The sequence below is a fragment of the Vibrio aestuarianus genome (genome assembly GCF_012395185.1).
GTDB lineage: Bacteria > Pseudomonadota > Gammaproteobacteria > Enterobacterales > Vibrionaceae > Vibrio > Vibrio aestuarianus.
Window position 1 is genome coordinate 18,794 of record NZ_JAAZTU010000014.1, and the last position, 21,970, is coordinate 40,763.

The following is a 21,970-nucleotide window of genomic DNA, read 5'->3' on the forward strand; positions in this document are numbered from 1 at the left end:
ATCCCATGACTTAAAGGTGCAGCCTCCCGGCTGGAGGGGATGCTCTAGGGCACTTCAGTTATCACACGCACACGATTGCCTGCGATCCGCATATATGGCGGAAATTACTCAACATGAAATGACGATGAGTAGAGCAACAAGATAGCTTCGCTCAATAGTGTCTTACGCCATATGCAGCACACTGACGCTTAGCTGTCTACTCACTATTTTGCTCTAAAATGAACGGTAAAGAATAAAAAATCACCAATTCATCCATTGCAGCTGTGAACTATAGCAGTGACAGGTAAACACAGCAATCTGCTTTGTTATGAACAGGTCAAAAAAAAGGAAATAGGCGTAAAAGTGATATTGTTAGTTGTCTGTTTTAAAAGAGTTTTATCTACTTTAAGTGGGGGATTTTACTGAGTAATTATTAATTTTATCCACAGTCGCATTTTGGTTGATGCAATTATCATCAATTTAAGGGTGAATAAGCGATGAAAATATATTTCTCTTGCTAAGAAAATATGAATTTACGCGATTCACAGTGTTACAATACCGCTATGAGCGAAATTAGAACCCAAGTCCAACTCATCGACATAGATGAAGATATGGCTGGTCAGCGCATTGATAACTTCTTGCGCAACCAATTAAAAACAATTCCTAAAAGTATGATTTATCGCATCCTGCGTAAAGGGGAGGTGCGTGTAAACAAAAAACGGATCAAAGCAGAGTATAAACTGTGCGCTGGCGATGTGGTGCGTATTCCACCGGTCAATATTGAGCAGTCAGCCAACGAAACCGCAGCTCCTAACACTAAACTGAACAAAGTGGCTGAGTTAGAGCATTGCATTATCTTTGAAGATGACCATGTTTTGATCCTCAATAAACCGTCTGGCACGGCAGTACATGGTGGGAGCGGTTTGAAATTTGGCGCAATAGAAGCGCTGCGTGCGCTGCGCCCTGAGGCTCGTTTCTTAGAGTTGGTGCATCGTATTGATAGAGATACGTCTGGTATTTTGTTGGTAGCGAAAAAGCGTTCGGCTTTACGCCATCTTCAAGCTCAATTTCGAGAAAAAACAGTTCAAAAATACTATTTCGCATTGGTGATGGGGCAATGGAAGCGTAGCTGTAAAGTGGTCAATGCACCATTACTAAAAAATGAAATAAATAGTATCGTGCGCGTTAATCCAAATGGTAAGCCATCTGAGACTCGCTTTAAAATCCTAGAGCAATTTGAGCAAGCAACCTTGCTACAGGCGAGCCCAATTACTGGCCGAACACATCAAATTCGTGTCCACACTCAATATACTGGGCATCCAATTGCGTGGGATGATCGTTATGGTGATCGTCGATTTGACGCTTATACAGGACAAGTTGGTCTAGATAGGCTGTTTTTACACGCGGCCAATATTCGTTTTATCCATCCTGCAACTGAAGAGCAAATGGACATTAACGCCCCACTAGATAATCAGTTAGAACAAGTCTTAGCTAAACTGCGAAATGCTTAAAAATACCCGTGTTGACTCGGCAATGGAGTGAACACGGGTTTTTTGCTAAAAACAGCGCGCTTACAATATATTCACACCTTGCGATTCAAGCAATTTGACCAGTTTTATGAGTGGTAATCCGACTAATGTATTTGGGTCATCACCTTCTAAACGTTCAAATAAAGCAATACCAAGACCTTCACTCATAAAGCTGCCAGCACATTGCAGGGGCTGCTCTTTTTCAACGTAAGCTGTTGCCATTTTCAGCGAAAGGTTTCTAAAGTGAACGGTAAACGTATCAATGTCTACCAAGCATGTATTACTACACGAATTGTATAAAGCAATCCCAGTATAAAAGGTTATTGCCTTATCACTTTGTTTAAGAAGCTGGGCGATGGCTTGTTCTTTGGTATGAGGTTTACCTACGATTTCGCCGTTAATGACGCAGACTTGATCTGAGCCGATAACTAAACTGGCTTGGTCTATTGTGCAAGAGCGTGCTTTTTCTTCAGCTAATCGAGTAACTAAGGCTTGCGGAGATTCACCCTGATGCGCTGTTTCATCACATTGAGGAGAAGCAGTGACAAATGGCAAACCGAGCTTTTTAAGTAATTGCTGCCGAAAAGGGGATGTTGACGCTAAAACTAGTTGGTAATTTTGCATTTTGATTTAGAATCGCTGGGAGTTTTGTAGCAGCATATATCAACAACGGTTGCTATACATAATTCTCGCTGTGGAAAGGGTAAAAAAGCTAACTTTTTTGTCTTTTTCTTTGACTAAAATAGATTTGGAAGATATATTCGCGCCCTATGCAAAAGGTAAAAATACCGCGCTCGGTTGATCCGGCTAAAGCTGCTCAGAAACGACTCGACTATGATGGCATCATCCAATCTAGTCTTTTCAAGCGTTTAGAAGAATCGGTTGCAAGCGTAAAACGCGACGCTCAAGTTTCATTGTCATTTGGGCTTGATGAACAGCGACTCGTTGTTATCTCTGGTAAAGCTAACATCGAAGTTGATTTAGAATGTCAACGCTGTAATGAGGTTTTCGCACATGAGTGCGAAGTTGAATTCATTTATACTCCTTATTTAGGTAGTAAAACTGATGAAGACGCACCGGAAGAGTACGATTTGGTAGATCTGAATGAGTACGGTGAAGTCGACCTTGTACAGTTAGTTGAAGATGAGTTCATCATTAACTTGCCTCAAGTAGCAATGCACGATGACGCGGATTGTAGCGTTAACTCAAATAATTTGGTATTTGGTGAACTTCCGGAAGATGTTGTGGAAGAGAAACCGAATCCATTTGATGTTTTAAAAAACTTAAAACGATAATTCGTTGTAAGTTAAGACAAAGGAGTAGGGTCAATGGCCGTACAAAAGAGCAAAAAATCACGCGCACGTCGTGGCATGCGTCGTTCACACGATGCACTAACTACAGCTTCACTTTCTGTAGATGCAACATCAGGTGAAACTCACCTACGTCACAATGTGACTGCTGACGGTTACTACCGTGGTAAAAAGGTTATCAACAAGTAAGGTTGACCTTTGCAATATTTAACCGTTGCACTTGATGCAATGGGCGGGGACTTCGGTCTTCGCGTTACAGTGCCTGCCGCCGTGCAGGCACTGTCGCATTTCCCAGAGCTCAAAGTGATCCTCGTTGGTGATAAGCCTGCGATAACACGTCAATTATCTCAAATAGGTTACGAACCTAATGCTCGTTTGAGTATTTCGCATAGTGACCGAGTCATCTCTAACTCTGAAAAACCGTCGTTAGCATTAAGAAATAGTGCGGGTAGCTCAATGGGTATTGCCATTGATCTCGTCGCTGACGGTCAAGCGGATGCTTGTGTTAGTGGTGGTAATACTGGCGCTTTAATGGCGCTTTCTCGTTTCCGTTTGAAGCTTCTCCCCGGAATTGATAGACCTGCATTGGTTTCTGCGTTACCCACGACATCGGGTAATCGTACTTGGATGCTTGATCTCGGTGCTAATGTATCGAGTGATGCGGATTCTTTGTTTCAATTTGCAGTGATGGGGAGTGCATTAGCTGAGCAGCACTTAGGCCGCCCAGCTCGCGTCGCAATTCTTAATATCGGTGCGGAAGAAATCAAAGGCAATGACTTGGTGAAACGTTGTGCTGAAATGCTCAACCAAACCCAAGCGGTAAACTATATTGGATATATTGAAGGTAACCAATTACTAGATGATGTCGCTGACGTCATCGTATGCGATGGTTTTGTTGGAAACGTATGTTTAAAAGCGTGTGAAGGTACTGCACAACTCTTTATTGATAAGTTAAAAGCCAAGTTATTGGCCTCATCCATAAAGGGTTGGATCGCACGAATACTGTTTTCTGAACTATTTACTGAACTAAAAACATTGAACCCCGACCAGTATAACGGTGCAAGTTTGCTAGGATTGCGCGGCATTGTCATAAAAAGTCATGGAAGTGCTGATGTATCCGCTGTCGTAAATGCAATTTCCGAAGCGGTACACGAGGTCAAACGACAAGTACCCAGCCGTATAAGCGATCGTTTGGAAGCGGTTTTACTCGAGAGGCATTATTAGTCTTCATGTATAGCAAAATTTTAGGTACTGGCAGCTACTTGCCATCTCAGGTGCGTACCAACGCAGACTTAGAGAAAATGGTAGAGACAAGTGACGAGTGGATCGTAGCACGCACAGGTATTCGCGAACGACGCATTGCAGCTGACGACGAAACCGTGGCTGATATGGCTTTCTATGCTGCACAAAACGCCATCCAAATGGCGGGCATTGATAAAAACGATATCGATTTGATTATTGTTGCCACTACCAGTAGCAGCCATACTTTCCCTTCATCTGCTTGTCAGGTGCAAGGAAAACTTGGTATCAAAGGTTGTCCTGCTTTTGACTTAGCGGCTGCGTGTTCTGGTTTTGTCTATGCTTTGTCGGTTGCAGACCAACATATTAAGTCCGGCATGTGTAAAAATGTTCTGGTTATCGGCGCTGATGCATTGTCAAAAGCGTGTGATCCAACAGACCGCTCTACCATTATTTTATTTGGTGATGGTGCGGGTGCTGTGGTTGTTGGTGTGAGTGAAGAGCCGGGTATCATTTCGACTCATATATACTCAGATGGCGCGTTTGGTGACTTATTGAGTTTGCCAGTTCCAGAGCGTACTGGTGATGTCGATAAGTGGTTGTATATGGCCGGTAATGAAGTCTTCAAGGTTGCAGTTACTCAGCTATCTAAGTTAGTGAAAGATACCCTAGAAGCCAATAATATGCATAAGTCAGAGCTAGACTGGTTGGTTCCTCACCAAGCTAATTACCGCATTATTTCCGCGACAGCGAAGAAGTTGTCGATGTCTCTGGACCAGGTGGTTATCACACTGGATCGTCATGGTAATACTTCGGCGGCGACAGTACCAACGGCACTTGATGAAGCGGTGCGTGATGGCCGTATTAAGCGTGGTCAGACACTGTTATTAGAAGCGTTTGGTGGTGGTTTCACCTGGGGCTCGGCACTCGTTAAATTTTAACGTAACGAATATCTATTTTAAGGAGTTGCTATAACTCCTTATTTTTACTTAAGGAAACAAACAATGAGCAAGTTTGCTATCGTATTTCCAGGTCAAGGCTCACAAACAGTGGGTATGCTTGCTGAACTTGGGCAGCAATATGATGTTGTTCAACAAACATTTGCTGAAGCCTCTGAAGTGCTAGGTTATGACTTATGGGCATTGGTGCAAAATGGTCCTGCTGAAGACCTCAATCAAACGTGCCGTACACAACCTGCGTTGCTGGCAGCATCAGTAGCGATTTGGCGCGTATGGCAAAGTTTGGGTTTGGCGCAGCCAACGCTGCTTGCTGGACACAGTTTAGGTGAGTATTCGGCTTTAGTTTGTGCAGGTGTTATTGACTTTAAGCAAGCAATCAAATTGGTTGAACTACGTGGTCAACTGATGCAAGAAGCTGTTCCTGCGGGTGTCGGTGCAATGTCAGCTATCATCGGTCTTGATGATGAAGCCATTGCCAAAGCGTGTGAAGCAGCAGCGCAAGGTGAAGTGGTTTCTCCAGTTAACTTTAACTCTCCAGGCCAAGTAGTCATTGCGGGTAATAAAGATGCGGTTGAACGTGCGGGCGCATTGTGTAAAGAAGCGGGTGCTAAACGCGCTTTACCGCTGCCAGTATCGGTGCCTTCTCACTGTGCATTGATGAAGCCAGCCGCTGAGAAACTTGCTGTAGCACTTGAATCTATTGAATTTAATGCTCCACAAATCCCAGTGATCAATAATGTTGATGTTGCGACAGAGACGGCTCCTGAAAAAATCAAAGATGCATTAGTTCGCCAATTACATAGCCCAGTACGTTGGACTGAAGGCGTGCAATTAATGAGCGAGCAAGGCATTGAGAAATTACTTGAAGTTGGTCCTGGGAAAGTCTTAACCGGCTTAACAAAACGTATCGTGAAGACGCTTGAAGCTGCGGCAGTGAATGACACTGCTTCTCTTGATGCAGCTAAGTAATCGAAGGAAACAGAACATGATGAATCTAGAGGGTAAAATTGCCCTAGTGACAGGCGCAAGCCGTGGTATTGGCCGTGCAATCGCAGAGCTGCTTGTTGAACGTGGTGCAACGGTTATTGGTACTGCAACCAGTGAAAGTGGCGCGGCTGCAATCAGTGACTATTTAGGTGATAAAGGTAAAGGTTTAGCACTAAATGTCACTGATGTTGAGTCGATCGAATCTGTATTAAAAGCGATTAATGAAGAGTTTGGTGCGTTAGATATTTTGGTAAACAATGCCGGTATTACTCGCGATAACCTGCTTATGCGCATGAAAGATGACGAGTGGACCGATATTCTTGATACTAACTTGACGTCTATTTTCCGTTTATCTAAAGCAGTTCTTCGTGGCATGATGAAAAAGCGCAATGGTCGTATCATCAATGTCGGTTCAGTTGTTGGCACTATGGGTAATGCAGGTCAAACTAACTATGCAGCTGCAAAAGCGGGTGTGATTGGCTTTACTAAGTCGATGGCACGAGAAGTTGCATCTCGTGGTGTGACGGTTAACACAGTTGCGCCAGGTTTTATTGAAACTGATATGACAAAAGCACTGAATGATGACCAACGTGCTGCTACACTAGCGCAAGTACCATCAGGTCGTTTAGGCGACCCGCGTGAAATAGCATCAGCAGTGGTATTTTTAGCTTCTCCTGAAGCTGCGTACATTACGGGCGAAACTTTGCACGTAAATGGCGGGATGTACATGGTTTAAGCTTGTTTTTTACTGTTTTGGCAAAAATAGGCATCTATCATTGTCAATATCGTGTAAAACTTGCTGGTGATATGCGCAACATTTGTGCATGATTTAAGTCAAAAATGGTCTGAATTTCGGTTAAAATCGCTAAATTTGTGGTTTGACCAGCAATGACCCACTTGCAACTTTCCCTAGTTAGAATAAACTACGGAATCATCGCATTAGGCGAAATCTGTAAAGGAAAAGAAAAAATGAGCAACATCGAAGAACGCGTAAAGAAAATCATCGTTGAACAGCTAGGTGTAGACGAAGCAGAAGTTAAAAACGAAGCTTCTTTCGTAGAAGATCTAGGTGCAGATTCTCTAGACACTGTTGAGCTAGTAATGGCTCTAGAAGAAGAATTCGACACTGAGATCCCAGATGACGAAGCTGAGAAGATCACTACTGTTCAAGCTGCAATCGACTACGTAAACAGCGCTCAGTAATATCTCTCCCAGGCGGCCTTCTGGCCGCCTGAGTTTTTTCTAACTCTTCTATACCTCTCATAGAATCTTTCAATCCCGGAGAATATGATCGTGTCCAAGCGTCGTGTCGTTGTCACTGGCATGGGGATGTTGTCACCGGTAGGCAACACTGTAGAATCCTCTTGGAAAGCCCTGCTAGCTGGTCAAAGTGGTATTGTTAATATCGACCATTTTGATGCAACCAATTTTTCAACTCGTTTCGCCGGTCTAGTTAAAGACTTTGACTGCGAAGCGTATATGTCTAAAAAAGATGCCCGTAAGATGGATTTATTCATCCAGTATGGTATTGCGGCGGGTATTCAAGCCCTTGATGATTCAGGCCTCACTGTTACCGAAGAAAACGCCCCAAGAATTGGCGTGGCAATTGGTTCTGGTATCGGTGGTCTTGACCTTATTGAAAAAGGTCATCAATCGTTAGTAGAAAAAGGCCCACGCAAAGTTAGCCCATTTTTTGTACCATCGACCATCGTCAACATGGTTGCGGGTAACTTGTCGATTATGCGTGGTCTGCGTGGCCCGAATATTGCCATCTCTACAGCGTGTACGACAGGTTTACACAACCTAGGCCACGCCGCTCGTATGATTGCATACGGTGACGCAGATGCGATGGTGGCTGGTGGTGCAGAAAAAGCATCAACTCCACTGGGTATGGCAGGGTTTGGCGCTGCGAAAGCACTGTCAACGCGCAACGATGAGCCGCAAAAGGCTTCTCGCCCTTGGGATAAAGGCCGTGATGGTTTTGTTCTTGGTGATGGTGCTGGTGTGATGGTACTGGAAGAGTACGAACACGCTAAAGCTCGTGGTGCAAAGATTTACGCTGAACTTGTTGGTTTTGGTATGTCTGGTGATGCTTATCACATGACATCACCAAGTGAAGATGGTTCAGGTGGCGCCCTTGCGATGGAAGCGGCGATGCGTGATGCTGGCGTAACGGGTACTCAAATCGGTTATGTGAATGCGCATGGTACATCAACACCAGCTGGCGATGTTGCTGAAATTAAAGGCGTTAAACGAGCCCTTGGTGAAGAAGGTTCAAAGCAAGTTTTGGTTTCTTCAACTAAATCGATGACAGGCCATTTACTTGGTGCCGCGGGTTCAGTCGAGGCTATCATCACGGTGATGTCACTGGTTGATCAAATTGTTCCACCAACTATTAACCTTGATGATCCTGAAGAAGGTTTAGGCATTGATCTGGTGCCACATACTGCTCGTAAAGTCGAAGGTATGGAGTATGCGATCTGTAACTCCTTTGGTTTCGGTGGCACAAACGGTTCGTTGATTTTCAAAAAAATCTAACGACGTTGTGATGTGAAACTTGAGTTCAAACGGCTTGATGCTTTAGCATTGAGCCGTTTCTTTTTATAGGGTAGTGAATATGTTTTGGGTTAACGGACAGCCGAGTCAGACGGTTTCCCTCTCCGATCGTTCATTCCAGTATGGAGATGGTTGTTTTACTACCATTTTATCTTGTCATGGAAAGCTCCAATACTGGCATTGGCATGTTGAACGTATGGACGCCTGTTTATTGTTGTTAGGTATTCCCTCTCCAGACTGGTCGCTAGTCGCCTCGTGGGTTGAGCAAGTTGTGCTTCCAGCCGACAACGCAGGTGTTAAAATTCATGTTAGTCGTGGTGAAGGGGGAAGGGGTTATAGCCCAACGCAGAACCCAGAACCGAAGGTGACGATCACGGTTTTCGACTATCCGTCGCACTACATTGACTGGAAAGATAGTGGAGTTGAGATAGGGCTTTGTCGGCAAAGACTCGGTCTTAACCCATTATTGGCTGGCCACAAACACAATAATCGTCTTGAACAGATATTGTTAAAGGCCGAGATGGATGCACAAGGTTATGTTGAAGGTGTGGCATTAGACATTTTAGGGCATGTGATAGAGACAACATCTGCAAATATATTTTGGGTCACTAATGATAGACTCTGTACACCTAATTTAGACCAAGCGGGTGTTGCGGGTGTTGCTCGTCGTAGAGTGCTATCGATCGCGCAGGACTTAAATCTGCCGATCTCAATTGATAAGTTCTCATTAGATGATCTGCTTAGTGCTGATGAAGTATTTATCACTAACTCCATTTTAGGTGTCGCACCTGTGACCAAAATTGCAGCGACCACTTTTTCCTTTGGCAACCACACACGATGTTTTCAGGAGTGTTTCACCTCGTGATAAAAAAACTTACCTTATTGCTTTTACTCGTAATCGCCATTACCAGTGCTGGCTATTTCTATATTAAACAGCAAGTGGATGGATATCTGCACCAAGCGGTAGCTATCCATTCCTCTGAAATAATTACCATCCCATCTGGCACTAGTTTGAACGGTGTTTTGACAATATTGTCTGAAAAAAACTGGATTGCAGACTCACCGTTGAGCAAGTTAGTCAGAAGGCTACATCCTGAACTCACCAAAATTAAAGCGGGGACTTATCAAATCCTAGCATCAGAGGCTTTGATTGATTTCTTAAATAAGGCCGTGGATGGTAAAGAGCACCAGTTCGCGATTACGTTTGTCGAAGGAAGTCGTTTCAATGAGTGGAGAGCACTACTTGCACAGACTCAAGGTTTAACTAGCACTTTAAATGCACTTTCAGAGGCTGAAATTGCAAAACAGTTGGGTATTGACCGAGATAAATTAGAAGGTCTTTTCCTCGCTGAAACCTATCATTTTACGTTTGGCACCACTGATTTAGAGATTTTGCAGCGTGCACATGCAAAATTACAAACATTACTTGATAAGTATTGGGCATCTCGACAAGCAGGCCTACCGCTCAAAACGCCTTATGAGGCGTTAATTCTTGCTTCGATTATCGAGAAAGAAACCGCAATTGCTTCAGAACGAGAGCGAATTGCTTCGGTTTTCGTCAACCGCCTCAACAAACGTATGCGCCTGCAAACTGATCCCACCGTTATTTACGGTATGGGCGATAGCTATGATGGTAATATTCGTAAGAAAGACTTGCGCACCCCAACTCCTTACAACACGTATACTATTTCGGGTTTACCACCGACACCGATAGCGATGGCTGGTGAAGATTCCATTAAAGCGGCATTAAACCCAGAGCAAAGTAACTACCTGTATTTTGTAGCCAGTGGTACTGGTGGCCACGTTTTCTCGAAAACATTAACCGAACATAATCGCGCAGTTCGCGCCTATTTAAAACAATTAAGAAAATAATTATGAATGCTAAATTTATTGTTGTAGAAGGCCTTGAAGGCGCAGGAAAAAGTACGGCGATTCAAGCGATCACGGAAACATTAAAAGAGTTCGGTGTTAATAATATCACTAATACGCGAGAGCCTGGCGGTACGGTTCTCGCTGAAAAAATGCGCGCATTAGTAAAAGAAGAACATGACGGTGAAGTATTACAGGATATGACTGAGTTGTTGCTAATGTACGCAGCACGAGTTCAATTGGTTGAGAATGTCATTAAGCCAGCATTATCTGCAGGTAACTGGGTTGTGGGTGATCGCCATGATATGTCTTCCCAAGCGTACCAAGGTGGTGGGAGACAAATCCCTCTCGATACCATGCGTAATTTAAAAGCGGTAACTTTAGGTGATTTTAAACCCGATTTTACACTGTATTTAGACCTTGATCCTCGTATAGGACTTGAGCGAGCAAAAGGTCGTGGTGAGCTAGATCGTATTGAAAAAATGGATATCAGCTTTTTTGAGCGTACTCGAAGTCGTTATCTTGAACTGGCAGAGTCGGAGACAAATGTTGCTATTATTGATGCAGAGCAGCCAATAGAAAGCGTTGCAGCAGCAATTAAAGCGGCGTTAATTCAATGGTTGAAAATGCAATAGGATAGTGCATATGAACTCCCTATATCCTTGGTTGACAAGCTACTGGCAGCAGTGGCAACACAACCTTGCCAATCAGCGTTTTCCGGCGGCGACGTTACTCGTTTCTCCTAAAGGACTAGGTGCTGAACAATTAGTTGATCGTCTTAGTGGTGCGTTGATGTGTTCACATCAGCCTATAGAAGCTTGTGGTTTTTGCCACAGTTGCGATCTGATGAAATCTGGCAGTCATCCTGATTTTCATCGAATTTTCCCAGAGAAAGAAGGAAAATCGATCACGGTCGACCAAATACGTCAGTGTAATAAATTGGCGCAAGAATCAGCTCAACTGTCTGGTGCTCGGGTTATTATCATTGAACCTGCTGACGCAATGAATGAATCAGCAGCGAATGCACTCTTAAAGACGTTGGAATCTCCAGGCAAAAACTGTTTTTTCATATTGGTCGCTTCACGCATTAACCACTTGCTACCGACCATTACTAGCCGTTGTCAAAAAACGCTATTGACTTCGCCAAGTTCGCTCGATGTATCGCAGTGGCTGAGTTCGCAAACCTCACAAGTAATTCCTGCGTATGTGGCGCATCTTAACCAAAATTCGCCGCTTAACACATTAGCCTTTGTCAATTCTGGTGAATTAGATAAATATCAAGCCTTTGAAAAGAGTTTTTTAGATGTTTTCGCGAATTCCAACGCTGATGTATCCGCTTGGGCAAAACAAATCGCTAATGAACCTGCTAAGCATTTAGCTTGGCTTTGGACTATCCTCACTGATACGCAGAAGGTTCAGTTTGGTTTGACACAAGATGATTTTGTTCCAGTGAGCTTTTCTTTGGCTAAGCAAATCTCTTATCCGGTGCTTTTTCAACAAACGAATGCACTAATACGCTTAATGGAAAAGCTAACAACCTTTAGTGGTCTCAATTGTGAACTGCTAGCAATGAATTGGTTATTTGATTTTAATAATGAGGAATTATGTTCGTAGATTCACATTGCCACTTAGATAAGCTTGATTATGAAGAACTCCATACCAGTGTGGCTGATGTAGTTGAGAAAGCATCTCAAGCCAATGTAAAACAGCTTCTTTCCGTTGGCGTCACATTGGATTCTTTCGACAATATGCTTGAGATGATCGAGCCGTTTGACAATGTTCACGCATCTTGTGGGGTTCATCCATTAGATGTTGAAAGTGAATTTGAGCTCGATCGTTTCCATAGGTATGCTAAAAATCCGAAAGTTGTGGCGATCGGTGAGACGGGACTTGATTACCATTACCAACCAGAAACAGCTGACCTACAGAAGTTACGTTTTGCCCAGCATATCGAAACCGCTGTTTCACTGAATAAGCCGCTAATTATTCATACTCGCAATGCTCGCGCTGATACATTAGATATGCTGCGAAATGGGAGAGCAGAAAAGTGTGGTGGGGTGATTCACTGTTTTACTGAAGATCTCGCTTTTGCACAGGCAGCCATGGACTTAGGTTTTTATATTTCTATTTCTGGAATTGTCACTTTCCGGCAGGCTACAGAATTAAAAGAAGTTGTTAAAGCTTTGCCTCTTGAACGGCTGCTTATTGAAACTGATTCGCCTTATCTTGCGCCTGTTCCTCATCGAGGAAAGCAGAACCAACCAGCCTATGTTGTCGAGGTTGCTGCCTATATTGCACAGCTAAAAGGTGTATCCTTGAAAGAGATTGGACAAAAAACCACCAAAAACTATCAAGATCTTTTTTTGCGATAGAAACTAAACTTTGTATGGTAAAGGAGTGTAAGCTCCTTTTTTTTGTGCTTAATGTCATGATTATGGATAAAAATCTCCTTGTTTACTAAAACTGTTGAAAGTTTGTCCTTTAAAGGTGAAATTGTAATTTTGTTACTAAAAATAACAACCGAGTGAATTTTATTTACGCAGTAAAATTAATATTATTATTAATAAAGACTATATAAAACATGCGGTTAAACTTGATGTAAAGCTTTTCATTAACGGTGACACATTGTGATCCGCCTAATGTTTTGAAACTAAATTTCGTTACTAACTAGAAAGTTTGAGGGGCATCAATATATATTTAGAGGCGAAAAATATAATGCCACATGTGGTTACATTTTCATTGGGTGCTAACATTTAGGCTACGGGGGTGTGCCGTTAGAACCCGAACAATTCTAATAACTTAATCAGGAGCATAAACATGTTTAAAAACCTTTTTGCAAACCTGCAGAAAGTTGGTAAGGCTTTGATGCTACCAGTATCAGTTTTACCAGTTGCAGGTATTTTGCTGGGTGTAGGTGCAGCAAACTTTAGCTGGCTACCAGAAGTTGTTTCACATTTGATGGAACAAGCGGGCGGTTCAGTCTTTGGTCAAATGGCACTACTATTTGCTGTCGGCGTAGCACTTGGTTTCACTAATAATGATGGTGTATCAGGTCTATCTGCTATTGTCGGTTACGGCATCATGGTTGCGACGCTAAAAGTAATGGCGGGCGTAATGGGTGTTGATGGCATCGAGACTGGTGTTCTCGGTGGTATCCTAGCTGGTGGTGTTGCGGCTTGGTCATTCAACCGTTTCTACAAAATCCAGTTACCTGAATACTTAGGTTTCTTCGCGGGTAAACGTGCAGTGCCAATCATTACAGGTTTCCTAGCGATTGGCTTGGGTGTAATTCTATCTGTAATTTGGCCACCAGTAGGTTCTGCTATCGCAGCATTCTCTGATTGGGCTGCAAACCAAAACCCAGTAACGGCATTTGGTATCTACGGTGTAGTTGAGCGTTCATTAATTCCATTTGGTCTTCACCATATCTGGAACGTACCTTTCTTCTACGAAGCTGGTAGCTGTGTAAACAATGCTGGTGAACAAGTTAATGGTATCATGACTTGTTTCTTGACTGCTGATGACGCATCTCGTGCTGCGGGTAACGGTTTTGGTCAGCTTGCTGGTGGTTACCTATTCAAAATGTTCGGTCTTCCTGCTGCTGCTATCGCAATTGCACACAGTGCTAAGCCTGAAAACCGTGCTAAAGTAATGGGTATCATGGCATCTGCTGCTTTGACTTCATTCCTAACCGGTATTACTGAACCAATTGAATTCTCTTTCCTATTCATTGCTCCAGTACTTTACGGAATTCACGCAGTACTTTCTGGTCTTGCATACGTATTGACTAACTCACTAGGTGTTGTTCACGGTCACACGTTCTCTAACGGTTTCATTGACTTTGTTGTTCAATCTCCTCGTGCTGAAAACATGCTTCTTCTGGTTGGTCTTGGCATTGCTTACGCTGTTCTATACTACGTAGTATTTACTTTTGTTATCCGTACCATGGACCTTAAAACTCCTGGTCGTGAAGATGAAACAGAAGATTCTTCCACTGCTACAGGTACAGAGCTTGCTGGTGAACTTGTTGCCGCATTCGGTGGTAAAGAGAACATCACTAACTTAGATGCTTGTATCACTCGTCTACGTGTTTCTGTTGCGAAAACAGAAGCGGTTAACCAAGAGAAGTTAAAACAACTTGGTGCTGCAGGTGTAGTTGTAGTATCTGGTGGTGTTCAAGCTATCTTCGGTACTAAATCTGACAACCTTAAAACAGAAATGGATGAGTGGATCCGTAACCACGGTTAATCACTCTCTATCCCCTATAAGGTAATAAAGGAGACTTCGGTCTCCTTTTTTTTCTTTAATTATTTCAATTTTTTAACGTAATTCTTCAGGCTCGAACTAGGTATTTGGTGTGATGATGGCAAGCATTGCTAAGTATAACTGTGTGAGTGCATGAGGAAGTTAACGTTTTCCATCGCATCATTCAGCCTTACATCATGTTTGCACTGTGGGAGATTCTTGACTGAGCTTTGCCGAGAGCTGAGCTACTATCCCAAGGCAAGAACAGGTGCGGTGCATTTAACGCTATACTAAGGGTGAGCAAACAGCGGTGACTTTTGCTTAACTTGTTGCAAGGGTATTGGCAGCAATGACTTAGTTGAGCGAGCGTAAAAATACCTCTAGGTTTGGCTAGTGGTATGGTAAGGCAACGTTTAGATATAGGCCTAGAGTGGCATGCAGGGGATTTTATGGGGTAATCAGTAGCATTTTCCTTGCAGCATGGTATTTATTTTTTTAAATATAAAAATGCCGACATTGACTGTCGGCATTTATATTCTTTAAAGATATTTCGGTTTATGAGTCTTGCTTATTCATAGCCTTTTTAATGCAAATGGCAGCGCCACCCCATGTAATACCCAAACCAATAACCATCATAATAATTGCGCTTGTTGTCATTAGTTGTGCTCCTTACTACTTGTTACGTTGATCGCTACACCGGTAGCAAATAACAGTGCGATCATCACCCAACCTAATGTTAGGTCATAGCCACCGTAACCTTCAGTGAATAATGTTTGTAGCTTAGTGGCTACGATAATGGCAAGAATAACTGGCGAAACAAAACGTAGGCAGATATCAAACCAAACACCAATATTAAAGTCTGAGATACTATTGACGTATTTACGTACATCTGAAATTTTGAATAGCCAAGTCATCAGCACAATTTCAACCAAGCAACTCACCATAATACCTACGTTGTTGGCAAAGTGATCAACAAGGTCAAGTAACAGTAAACCACCATTAGTAGCAAATGCCATTGAAACGACTAATCCAGTACCGATAACAATGTTTGCTGCTTTTTTACGATTCCATTTTAGCTTATCCATTACCGCCGAGGTTACCGCTTCCATAATAGAGATATGAGAGCTTAGGCCAGCGACTACTAAAGCAAAGAAGAATAGTGGCCCTAAAATATAAGGCGCAGGAAGTAGGTTGATTGCCGCAGGTAGAGTCACAAATGCAAGACCGACACCAGCAGAAACGACTTCTGTTAATGGCTTACCTTGTTCTTGAGCCATATAGCCAAGAACAGAGAAAATCATAATACCCGCTAGAATTGAGAAACCACAGTTGATCAACACGGTCATAAATGCGTTGTTAGTGATATCTGATTTTTCAGGCAGGTAGCTAGAATAGGCAAGCATGATGGCAAAGCCAATACTTAGAGTGAAGAAAATTTGTCCATATGCAGCCGCCCAAACTTTCACATCCCAAATCTTGCTAAAATCAGGCTCAAACATATAGTTAACGCCGTCTAATGCTCCTGGAAGAAAAATCATACGACCAATCAGCAGTAAGACCATAATGAAAAGTACTGGCATCATGATCTTAGAGGCGCGTTCAATCCCAGCTTTTACACCACCTACAATAGCGGCATAAGTAATCGCCCAAGCAATGAGCATTGCAATGGCGATCTTCCACTGAATACTACCTAGATTAGTTGGTGAATTGTCACCCAAGCCTAAATAAGTACTAAAGAAAAAGGCATTGGTGTCCGTGCCCCAACTTTGAGTAAATGACATGCCGAAATAAGAGATAGCCCAGCCAATAACTGCAACATAGTAAACAGCAATGACGGCAGCAACGCCAACTTGGAACCAACCTAACCATTCAAATTTAGCGTGAATTTTCGCTAACGTTGTTGGCGCAGAACCACGATGTTTTTGACCCATACTGAACTCTAGGATCATGAATGGAATTCCGGCGGTAATCATGGCAAAAAGGTAAGGGATGAAGAATGCACCACCACCATTTTCATAGGCCATATAAGGAAAACGCCAAATGTTTCCTAAACCGATTGCTGAACCCACTGCGGCTAAAATGAATCCGGCTCGGGATCCCCATTGTTCTCGCTTCATAATTTACTCCTTTACGACTCCCTGAGGTATGAAGCTTCTCTTTGGCTAGAGCCAGTTTTAGAATGATGAATACAGTAGGTGTGCTAAAGCGATCCTAAATATTTGTGCCTTCATCCATGAACTGGCAAAAAGTTAGTTTTATATGTTGTCAGCCTTGAGATTTCTCAGAATATTGTTCTTAATTGTACGATGTGTGTTTGCGAAAACTGAAACAATCAGCTACGCATGGCATTGAGACTACAGACTAAAGTTGGTTAAGGCAATAGATTGTAAATGTTATTTTCTGGTTTTTTGATGGTTTATTAGTTGTTAAATTGTCATTTTTTTAGGGTAATGAGTAGGAAGAAGTCACAGTGGGTGGTTGATAAGGCTGTAATTTTTAGTTTTTTTAAATGATAAAACTATTTTTATTTCTAGGGTGTCTGACTGAAAAATAGACACTCACTAGTGGATATCACCGAAAATAGGCTGAGATACAAAAATTCTCAGTTTAGTTAAGTGATTAAAAAGCGTTTATTGATGATACGAAGTTGGTATACCCAGTTGCATCTGTGTTGGCTACATTCGCTCACCCCAATCACATAGTTTATCTATGCTCATGGGGATGAACTCACTTATCACCTATCTGCAACTTCAAGTTGTTTGGGTATATATGTATATTTTGCAGGCAACGAAAATAATTTGATTATGTGTTTTCATTAACATAACTACATTAACCAGTACCTTTATGATTGAGTTATTGTGATGATAACTCCATAATTGTATTTAGAAAATTAACAACACTTGAAGCGTTTTTATCCAGATGTTATTACTTTGTTGTATAGCAGGAGGTTTTTATGGAACACGAACTCAAATACGCTTTAGTTATCACAGCAACAATTTTTGTTATTCTCATTGGTTATGGGCTAATCGTTATTACTCATTAATGACGGAGGGTTCTGCTGATGAACAATAGTGGAACTGTCTCTGACAAAGAGAACAATGTCGATGTCGATCGATTTTCGAAGTACATTGGTGGTAAAAATGCATTAGTTGCTCAAGGTGGTGGGCAGAGAGGTATTTTTACTGCAGGTGTGTTAGATGCCTTCCTTTTATCTAATTTTGACCCCTTTCATGAATTCTACGGTACCTCTGCAGGTGCACTCAACTTATGCGCTTATCTCTGCCGTCAGCGTGGTTTAGGTAAAGCGTTTATTTTAGACCTCACTACTGACCCCAACTTCTTTAACCTCTTTGGTTATGTACGGCGCAAACAATATTTAAATCTAGACTGGGCTTTGGACAGAATCTCTGAATTTCCGTACCGCTTAGATATTGATATGGGCAGAAGAGTACTTGAGCAGCGACAAGCTTACGCTGCGACAACCTCTGCAAGTACATTACATGATCATTATTTTCCTCTGCTTGGAGAGCGGTGGCGTGATGTATTAACCGCGACCTGCGCTATCCCACGTTTATATCCGCATGAAGTAAAATTAGATGATAGTGCGTATATTGATGGGGGAGTATCCGCTTCGATACCGGTTCAGGAAGCGTGGAGGAAAGGCTCTCGTTTCGTTGCTGTTATCCGTACTGAGTGTGCTGACTACGACCCCAAAGCCAACACAACGCAACCGAAGCTTTCTTTTACTGGCGAAGCTCATTGGCTTTCTGAACCTTTGAATAATATTCAAGGGCAGTGGCAACAAAAGTTATCGCAATGGAAGCAAGATTGGAATGGTTTCGTACAACAGAAAATTGAGCGAGCCAAAGAACAAAAAAAAGAACAAATCCATTTACAGTTACTTAACGGAGGTCGATGGCTTTTTGGTGCTGATGATATTTATCGATTAAGCCATTTGATTGGCGATAAATTTGATTCTGGTCTCGCTGACATGCTTATGGTGCACTATCAAACTTATTCGCTCACTCAAGATTTTTTGCATAAACCACCTGATGATGTTTTTGTTCTGCAAATCGTTCCCAGTGAGCCTTTAAAATCGAATTCACTGTTGAGCAACAAAGATGACTTGCTTTATGACTATGCATTAGGAGTAAAAGCAGGTTATGAATTTATTAAGCAGTTTGATAAAGCGCAGTCAGCGTATAAAGAGCGTATTAAACAACGTTAATTTGGACGTGTTGGCGTTTCACTATAACAGCAACCTCGAAATTTCAACACGCCCTGATAACTCCGCTAGCGAGTAAAGTTATATCAGACAGTCATTTACTCAAGAACTGGTAAAATACGCATACAGTTGGTTGAGCCTTCTACATCCATAATGTCACCTTGTGTGATGATCACTAAGTCGCCAAATTTTAATAATTTTCGTTCTTTTAGTGTATTTAAAGCCGCCGCCGCGACGTCAAACCCGGAATCTGCTTTGGTGTTAAAATAGACGGGAGTCACTCCTCGGTATAAAGCGCAACGGTTTAATGTTCGCTCATTGGGCGACATGGCGAATATCGGGAGAACAGAGTTGAGACGGGATGTCATCAGTGCCGTTCGCCCCGACTCGGTGAGTGTAACCATCGCTTTGACCCCTTCCATGTGATTAGCCGCATAAATTGTCGACATTGCGATCGTTTCTTCCGCGGTGACGAACGATGTATCAATACGATAATTTTGTTGGTTTGCTTCAATCATTTTTTCAGCCCCAACACAGACCTCAGCCATTGAGCGGACGGTTTCTATAGGATATTTCCCTGCCGCAGTTTCGCCTGACAGCATCACAGCATCAGTGCCATCGAGTACCGCATTGGCTACATCCATCACCTCAGCGCGCGTCGGCATTGGATTTTCAACCATCGATTCCATCATTTGTGTTGCCGTAATGACAACCCGATTAAGTTCTTTGGCACGACGGATGAGCTTTTTTTGAACTCCAACTAATTCTGGGTCGCCAATTTCAACACCTAAGTCTCCACGTGCAACCATGATCACGTCAGATGCCATAATAATGTCATCAATATTTGCATCATTCGCTACAGTTTCCGCTCTTTCTACTTTTGCTACTAATTTCGTTTCTAGTCCAGCATCGCGCGCCAAACGGCGTGCATATTTCATATCTTCTCCATTGCGAGGGAAGGATATGGCTAGATACTCAACTTTGATTTCTGCGGCCAGTAAGATGTCACGCTTATCCTTTTCTGTTAAAGCATTAGCAGACAAGCCACCGCCTTTTTTATTGATCCCTTTATTGTTAGATAGAGGGCCTCCTACGGTGACGATGGTGTGAATTTTCGCACCATCAACACTTGTGACTTGAAGCTGCACTCGACCATCATCTAACAGTAATAAGTCATTACATTGCACGTCTTGAGGAAGCTTTTTATAGTCAATTCCGACCGAATCTTGATCACCTTCACCCGCTGGGAGGTCGGCATCAAGAATAAATTTGTCACCGTCATTTAACAGAATTTTACCTTCTTTAAATGTAGATACTCGAATTTTTGGGCCTTGCAAGTCACCGAGTATGGCAACATGGCGACCTAATTTTGCGGCAATGGCGCGTACTTTTTGAGCGCGTAATATATGGTCTTCAGCACTACCGTGTGAAAAATTCATACGAACGACATTTGCACCAGCTCTGATGATGGCTTCTAATACTTCACCTTTGTCTGTCGATGGCCCTAATGTAGTGACAATTTTTGTTCTTCTTAATGCAGGGATCATTGTGCTCTCCGTTAATAGCATGGTGATACTGAGATAAGTATATGCAAGATCTCGCAAAATGAAGCGCATCAATGAGTATTTATTGTGTTAGAAATGATATTTTTCGAGAGAAAATAAGACTTACTTCGCATTTGAATTATGTAAAAAATCAGTGGTGGCTTGAGTTAATTGGCAAAGATCCATGTATATCCGTGATGCTTGTCACGGCAATATACCAAAGCGCTTCACAATTACTTCGCAAAGTAAAAAAATTAGCATGTTATTGATTTCTGGAGCTCCCAATGTACATGGCTCAACCAGGCCATATTGATCATATCAAACAGGTCAATGCTGGTCGTGTATATAAACTCATCGACCAAAAAGGTCCCATTTCTCGTATTGATTTATCAAAGGAGAGTGAGCTTGCACCTGCAAGTATTACAAAAATTACCCGTGAGTTGATTGAAGCTCATTTGATCCATGAGACAACAGTACAAGAAGCCATTAGTCGTGGTCGTCCTGCAGTAGGTTTACAGACGAACAATGAAGGTTGGCAGTTTTTATCGATGCGTTTAGGTCGAGGCTACTTGACGATTGCGTTGCATGAACTTGGTGGTGATGTGCTGATCGATACCAAGATAGAAATTCATGAACTGGACCAAGACGATGTACTTGCACGGTTACTTTATGAAATAGAAGAGTTTTTTCAAACTTACTCTTCTCAATTAGACCGAGTGACCAGTATCGCAATTACTTTGCCTGGTTTAGTCAATTCTGAACAAGGCATCGTGTTGCAAATGCCACATTACAATGTGGAGAATTTAGCGTTAGGTCCAGAGATTTATAAGGCAACTGGCCTGCCCGTTTTCATTGCCAATGATACTCGAGCTTGGGCGCTAGCTGAAAAGCTGTTTGGTCACTCACAAGACAACGACAACTCTGTTCTTATCTCGATTCACCATGGTTTAGGGGCTGGTATCATTCTAGATGGTCGGGTATTGCAAGGGCGGCATGGTAATATTGGTGAATTAGGTCATATCCAAATCGATTCTAACGGCAAACGATGTCACTGTGGAAATATTGGTTGTTTAGAAACAGTGGCAAGTTCGCAAGCTATTCGTGAAGAAGTATCACAGCGTATTGCCGCAGGTGAAGCGTCGTCTTTAGCGGCTCAAAGTGAAATTACGATTGAGGACATTTGCGCCGCAGCGGCGGATGGTGACCCACTTGCCGTTGATGTAATTGAAAAGCTTGGTCGTTATCTTGGTGCGGCTATTGCTATTGTCATTAACTTATTTAACCCTGAAAAAATATTAATTGGTGGGGTCATTAATCAAGCAAAGAGTGTGTTATATCCTGCCATTCAAACATGCATTGAAGAGCAAAGCTTACCGGTTTATCACCAAGACCTCGAATTAGTAGAGTCTCGTTTTTATAAACAGGCGACGATGCCAGGGGCGGCGTTAATCAAACAAGCACTTTATGATGGGCTTTTATTGATGAAGGTGGTTGAAGGCTAATTTTTGCGTCTTTAATTGATTTATAT

At 42.5% G+C, this 21,970-nt stretch carries 22 protein-coding genes; 18 read left to right on the plus strand and 4 right to left on the minus strand.

Annotation, left to right across the window (positions count from 1 at the left end; translation table 11 throughout):
* The first annotated feature begins 542 nt into the window (after positions 1–542).
* Positions 543–1,490, plus strand: coding sequence for a 23S rRNA pseudouridine(955/2504/2580) synthase RluC (rluC, locus tag HGG78_RS08515; protein WP_172532629.1), 948 nt, complete (start codon positions 543–545; stop codon positions 1,488–1,490).
* Positions 1,491–1,550: 60 nt separating this feature from the next.
* On the opposite strand, the gene HGG78_RS08520 is transcribed toward rluC, so the two are convergent.
* Positions 1,551–2,132 carry a Maf family protein gene (locus tag HGG78_RS08520; protein WP_172532630.1) on the minus strand — a complete coding sequence of 194 codons (582 nt, stop codon included), beginning with the start codon at positions 2,130–2,132 and terminating at the stop codon, positions 1,551–1,553.
* A gap of 146 nt (positions 2,133–2,278) precedes the next feature.
* Between HGG78_RS08520 and yceD the strand changes: the two genes are divergently transcribed.
* The 14 genes from yceD to ptsG all read left to right on the plus strand — a co-directional run bounded on the left by yceD (position 2,279) and on the right by ptsG (position 14,676).
* Positions 2,279–2,803, plus strand: a complete 525-nt coding sequence (yceD, locus tag HGG78_RS08525) for a 23S rRNA accumulation protein YceD (RefSeq protein WP_053311764.1) — start codon at positions 2,279–2,281, stop codon at positions 2,801–2,803.
* Positions 2,804–2,836: 33 nt separating this feature from the next.
* Positions 2,837–3,007: a 50S ribosomal protein L32 gene (rpmF, locus tag HGG78_RS08530; protein ID WP_053311763.1), complete on the plus strand. Its 171-nt coding sequence runs from the start codon at positions 2,837–2,839 to the stop codon at positions 3,005–3,007.
* A 9-nt stretch (positions 3,008–3,016) separates the two neighbouring features.
* Positions 3,017–4,042, plus strand: coding sequence for a phosphate acyltransferase PlsX (gene plsX / locus HGG78_RS08535; protein ID WP_172532631.1), 1,026 nt, complete (start codon positions 3,017–3,019; stop codon positions 4,040–4,042).
* 5 nt (positions 4,043–4,047) lie between these two features.
* Positions 4,048–4,998, plus strand: coding sequence for a beta-ketoacyl-ACP synthase III (locus HGG78_RS08540; protein ID WP_172532632.1), 951 nt, complete (start codon positions 4,048–4,050; stop codon positions 4,996–4,998).
* Positions 4,999–5,061: 63 nt separating this feature from the next.
* Positions 5,062–5,985: an ACP S-malonyltransferase gene (gene fabD, locus HGG78_RS08545; protein WP_172532633.1), complete on the plus strand. Its 924-nt coding sequence runs from the start codon at positions 5,062–5,064 to the stop codon at positions 5,983–5,985.
* 19 nt (positions 5,986–6,004) lie between these two features.
* Positions 6,005–6,739 (plus strand): 3-oxoacyl-ACP reductase FabG, encoded by a 735-nt coding sequence (fabG, locus tag HGG78_RS08550; protein WP_053311924.1) that lies wholly within the window; start codon positions 6,005–6,007, stop codon positions 6,737–6,739.
* A gap of 233 nt (positions 6,740–6,972) precedes the next feature.
* Positions 6,973–7,206, plus strand: a complete 234-nt coding sequence (gene acpP, locus HGG78_RS08555) for an acyl carrier protein (protein WP_053311759.1) — start codon at positions 6,973–6,975, stop codon at positions 7,204–7,206.
* Positions 7,207–7,296: 90 nt separating this feature from the next.
* Positions 7,297–8,541: a beta-ketoacyl-ACP synthase II gene (fabF, locus tag HGG78_RS08560; protein ID WP_168780580.1), complete on the plus strand. Its 1,245-nt coding sequence runs from the start codon at positions 7,297–7,299 to the stop codon at positions 8,539–8,541.
* Between the two features lie 79 nt (positions 8,542–8,620).
* Positions 8,621–9,424, plus strand: a complete 804-nt coding sequence (gene pabC, locus HGG78_RS08565; RefSeq protein ID WP_053311758.1) for an aminodeoxychorismate lyase — start codon at positions 8,621–8,623, stop codon at positions 9,422–9,424.
* Positions 9,421–10,431: an endolytic transglycosylase MltG gene (gene mltG, locus HGG78_RS08570; protein WP_172532634.1), complete on the plus strand. Its 1,011-nt coding sequence runs from the start codon at positions 9,421–9,423 to the stop codon at positions 10,429–10,431. Before pabC ends, mltG begins: the two co-directional genes overlap by 4 nt.
* Before the next feature lie 2 nt (positions 10,432–10,433).
* Positions 10,434–11,063, plus strand: coding sequence for a dTMP kinase (gene tmk / locus HGG78_RS08575; RefSeq protein ID WP_171980553.1), 630 nt, complete (start codon positions 10,434–10,436; stop codon positions 11,061–11,063).
* Between the two features lie 10 nt (positions 11,064–11,073).
* Positions 11,074–12,042: a DNA polymerase III subunit delta' gene (gene holB, locus HGG78_RS08580; RefSeq protein ID WP_171980552.1), complete on the plus strand. Its 969-nt coding sequence runs from the start codon at positions 11,074–11,076 to the stop codon at positions 12,040–12,042.
* Positions 12,033–12,800, plus strand: coding sequence for a TatD family hydrolase (locus HGG78_RS08585; RefSeq protein WP_172532635.1), 768 nt, complete (start codon positions 12,033–12,035; stop codon positions 12,798–12,800). The genes holB and HGG78_RS08585 overlap by 10 nt, the downstream gene beginning before the upstream one ends.
* 445 nt (positions 12,801–13,245) lie before the next feature.
* On the plus strand, positions 13,246–14,676 hold the full coding sequence (ptsG, locus tag HGG78_RS08590; RefSeq protein ID WP_053311753.1) for a PTS glucose transporter subunit IIBC: 1,431 nt from the start codon (positions 13,246–13,248) through the stop codon (positions 14,674–14,676).
* 552 nt (positions 14,677–15,228) lie between these two features.
* On the opposite strand, the gene HGG78_RS08595 is transcribed toward ptsG, so the two are convergent.
* Positions 15,229–15,330 (minus strand): MetS family NSS transporter small subunit, encoded by a 102-nt coding sequence (locus tag HGG78_RS08595; protein ID WP_141652904.1) that lies wholly within the window; start codon positions 15,328–15,330, stop codon positions 15,229–15,231.
* Positions 15,330–16,790, minus strand: a complete 1,461-nt coding sequence (locus tag HGG78_RS08600; protein ID WP_168521571.1) for a sodium-dependent transporter — start codon at positions 16,788–16,790, stop codon at positions 15,330–15,332. The genes HGG78_RS08595 and HGG78_RS08600 overlap by 1 nt, the downstream gene beginning before the upstream one ends.
* An 836-nt stretch (positions 16,791–17,626) precedes the next feature.
* On the opposite strand from HGG78_RS08600, the gene cydH reads away from it, so the two are divergent.
* Positions 17,627–17,716 carry a cytochrome bd-I oxidase subunit CydH gene (gene cydH, locus HGG78_RS08605; RefSeq protein ID WP_172532636.1) on the plus strand — a complete coding sequence of 30 codons (90 nt, stop codon included), beginning with the start codon at positions 17,627–17,629 and terminating at the stop codon, positions 17,714–17,716.
* An 18-nt stretch (positions 17,717–17,734) separates the two neighbouring features.
* Complete coding sequence (locus tag HGG78_RS08610) at positions 17,735–18,901, plus strand: patatin-like phospholipase family protein (protein ID WP_172532637.1); 1,167 nt, start codon at positions 17,735–17,737, stop codon at positions 18,899–18,901.
* A gap of 95 nt (positions 18,902–18,996) precedes the next feature.
* Here HGG78_RS08610 and pyk read toward each other — a convergent pair whose 3' ends face one another.
* Positions 18,997–20,445 (minus strand): pyruvate kinase, encoded by a 1,449-nt coding sequence (gene pyk, locus HGG78_RS08615; RefSeq protein ID WP_172532671.1) that lies wholly within the window; start codon positions 20,443–20,445, stop codon positions 18,997–18,999.
* A gap of 281 nt (positions 20,446–20,726) precedes the next feature.
* Between pyk and mlc the strand changes: the two genes are divergently transcribed.
* Positions 20,727–21,944: a sugar metabolism global transcriptional regulator Mlc gene (mlc, locus tag HGG78_RS08620; protein ID WP_172532638.1), complete on the plus strand. Its 1,218-nt coding sequence runs from the start codon at positions 20,727–20,729 to the stop codon at positions 21,942–21,944.
* Positions 21,945–21,970 lie beyond the last annotated feature (26 nt).

Excerpts from the sequence above, each read along its gene's own strand:
- rluC (WP_172532629.1), top strand. The coding sequence starts at position 543 with ATGAGCGAAATTAGAACCCAAGTCCAACTCATCGACATAGATGAAGAT.
- HGG78_RS08520 (WP_172532630.1), bottom strand. The coding sequence starts at position 2,132 with ATGCAAAATTACCAACTAGTTTTAGCGTCAACATCCCCTTTTCGGCAG.
- yceD (WP_053311764.1), top strand. The coding sequence starts at position 2,279 with ATGCAAAAGGTAAAAATACCGCGCTCGGTTGATCCGGCTAAAGCTGCT.
- rpmF (WP_053311763.1), top strand. The coding sequence starts at position 2,837 with ATGGCCGTACAAAAGAGCAAAAAATCACGCGCACGTCGTGGCATGCGT.
- HGG78_RS08540 (WP_172532632.1), top strand. The coding sequence starts at position 4,048 with ATGTATAGCAAAATTTTAGGTACTGGCAGCTACTTGCCATCTCAGGTG.
- fabD (WP_172532633.1), top strand. The coding sequence starts at position 5,062 with ATGAGCAAGTTTGCTATCGTATTTCCAGGTCAAGGCTCACAAACAGTG.
- fabG (WP_053311924.1), top strand. The coding sequence starts at position 6,005 with ATGAATCTAGAGGGTAAAATTGCCCTAGTGACAGGCGCAAGCCGTGGT.
- acpP (WP_053311759.1), top strand. The coding sequence starts at position 6,973 with ATGAGCAACATCGAAGAACGCGTAAAGAAAATCATCGTTGAACAGCTA.
- pabC (WP_053311758.1), top strand. The coding sequence starts at position 8,621 with ATGTTTTGGGTTAACGGACAGCCGAGTCAGACGGTTTCCCTCTCCGAT.
- tmk (WP_171980553.1), top strand. The coding sequence starts at position 10,434 with ATGAATGCTAAATTTATTGTTGTAGAAGGCCTTGAAGGCGCAGGAAAA.
- holB (WP_171980552.1), top strand. The coding sequence starts at position 11,074 with ATGAACTCCCTATATCCTTGGTTGACAAGCTACTGGCAGCAGTGGCAA.
- HGG78_RS08585 (WP_172532635.1), top strand. The coding sequence starts at position 12,033 with ATGTTCGTAGATTCACATTGCCACTTAGATAAGCTTGATTATGAAGAA.
- ptsG (WP_053311753.1), top strand. The coding sequence starts at position 13,246 with ATGTTTAAAAACCTTTTTGCAAACCTGCAGAAAGTTGGTAAGGCTTTG.
- HGG78_RS08595 (WP_141652904.1), bottom strand. The coding sequence starts at position 15,330 with ATGACAACAAGCGCAATTATTATGATGGTTATTGGTTTGGGTATTACA.
- HGG78_RS08600 (WP_168521571.1), bottom strand. The coding sequence starts at position 16,790 with ATGAAGCGAGAACAATGGGGATCCCGAGCCGGATTCATTTTAGCCGCA.
- cydH (WP_172532636.1), top strand. The coding sequence starts at position 17,627 with ATGGAACACGAACTCAAATACGCTTTAGTTATCACAGCAACAATTTTT.
- HGG78_RS08610 (WP_172532637.1), top strand. The coding sequence starts at position 17,735 with ATGAACAATAGTGGAACTGTCTCTGACAAAGAGAACAATGTCGATGTC.
- pyk (WP_172532671.1), bottom strand. The coding sequence starts at position 20,445 with ATGATCCCTGCATTAAGAAGAACAAAAATTGTCACTACATTAGGGCCA.
- mlc (WP_172532638.1), top strand. The coding sequence starts at position 20,727 with ATGTACATGGCTCAACCAGGCCATATTGATCATATCAAACAGGTCAAT.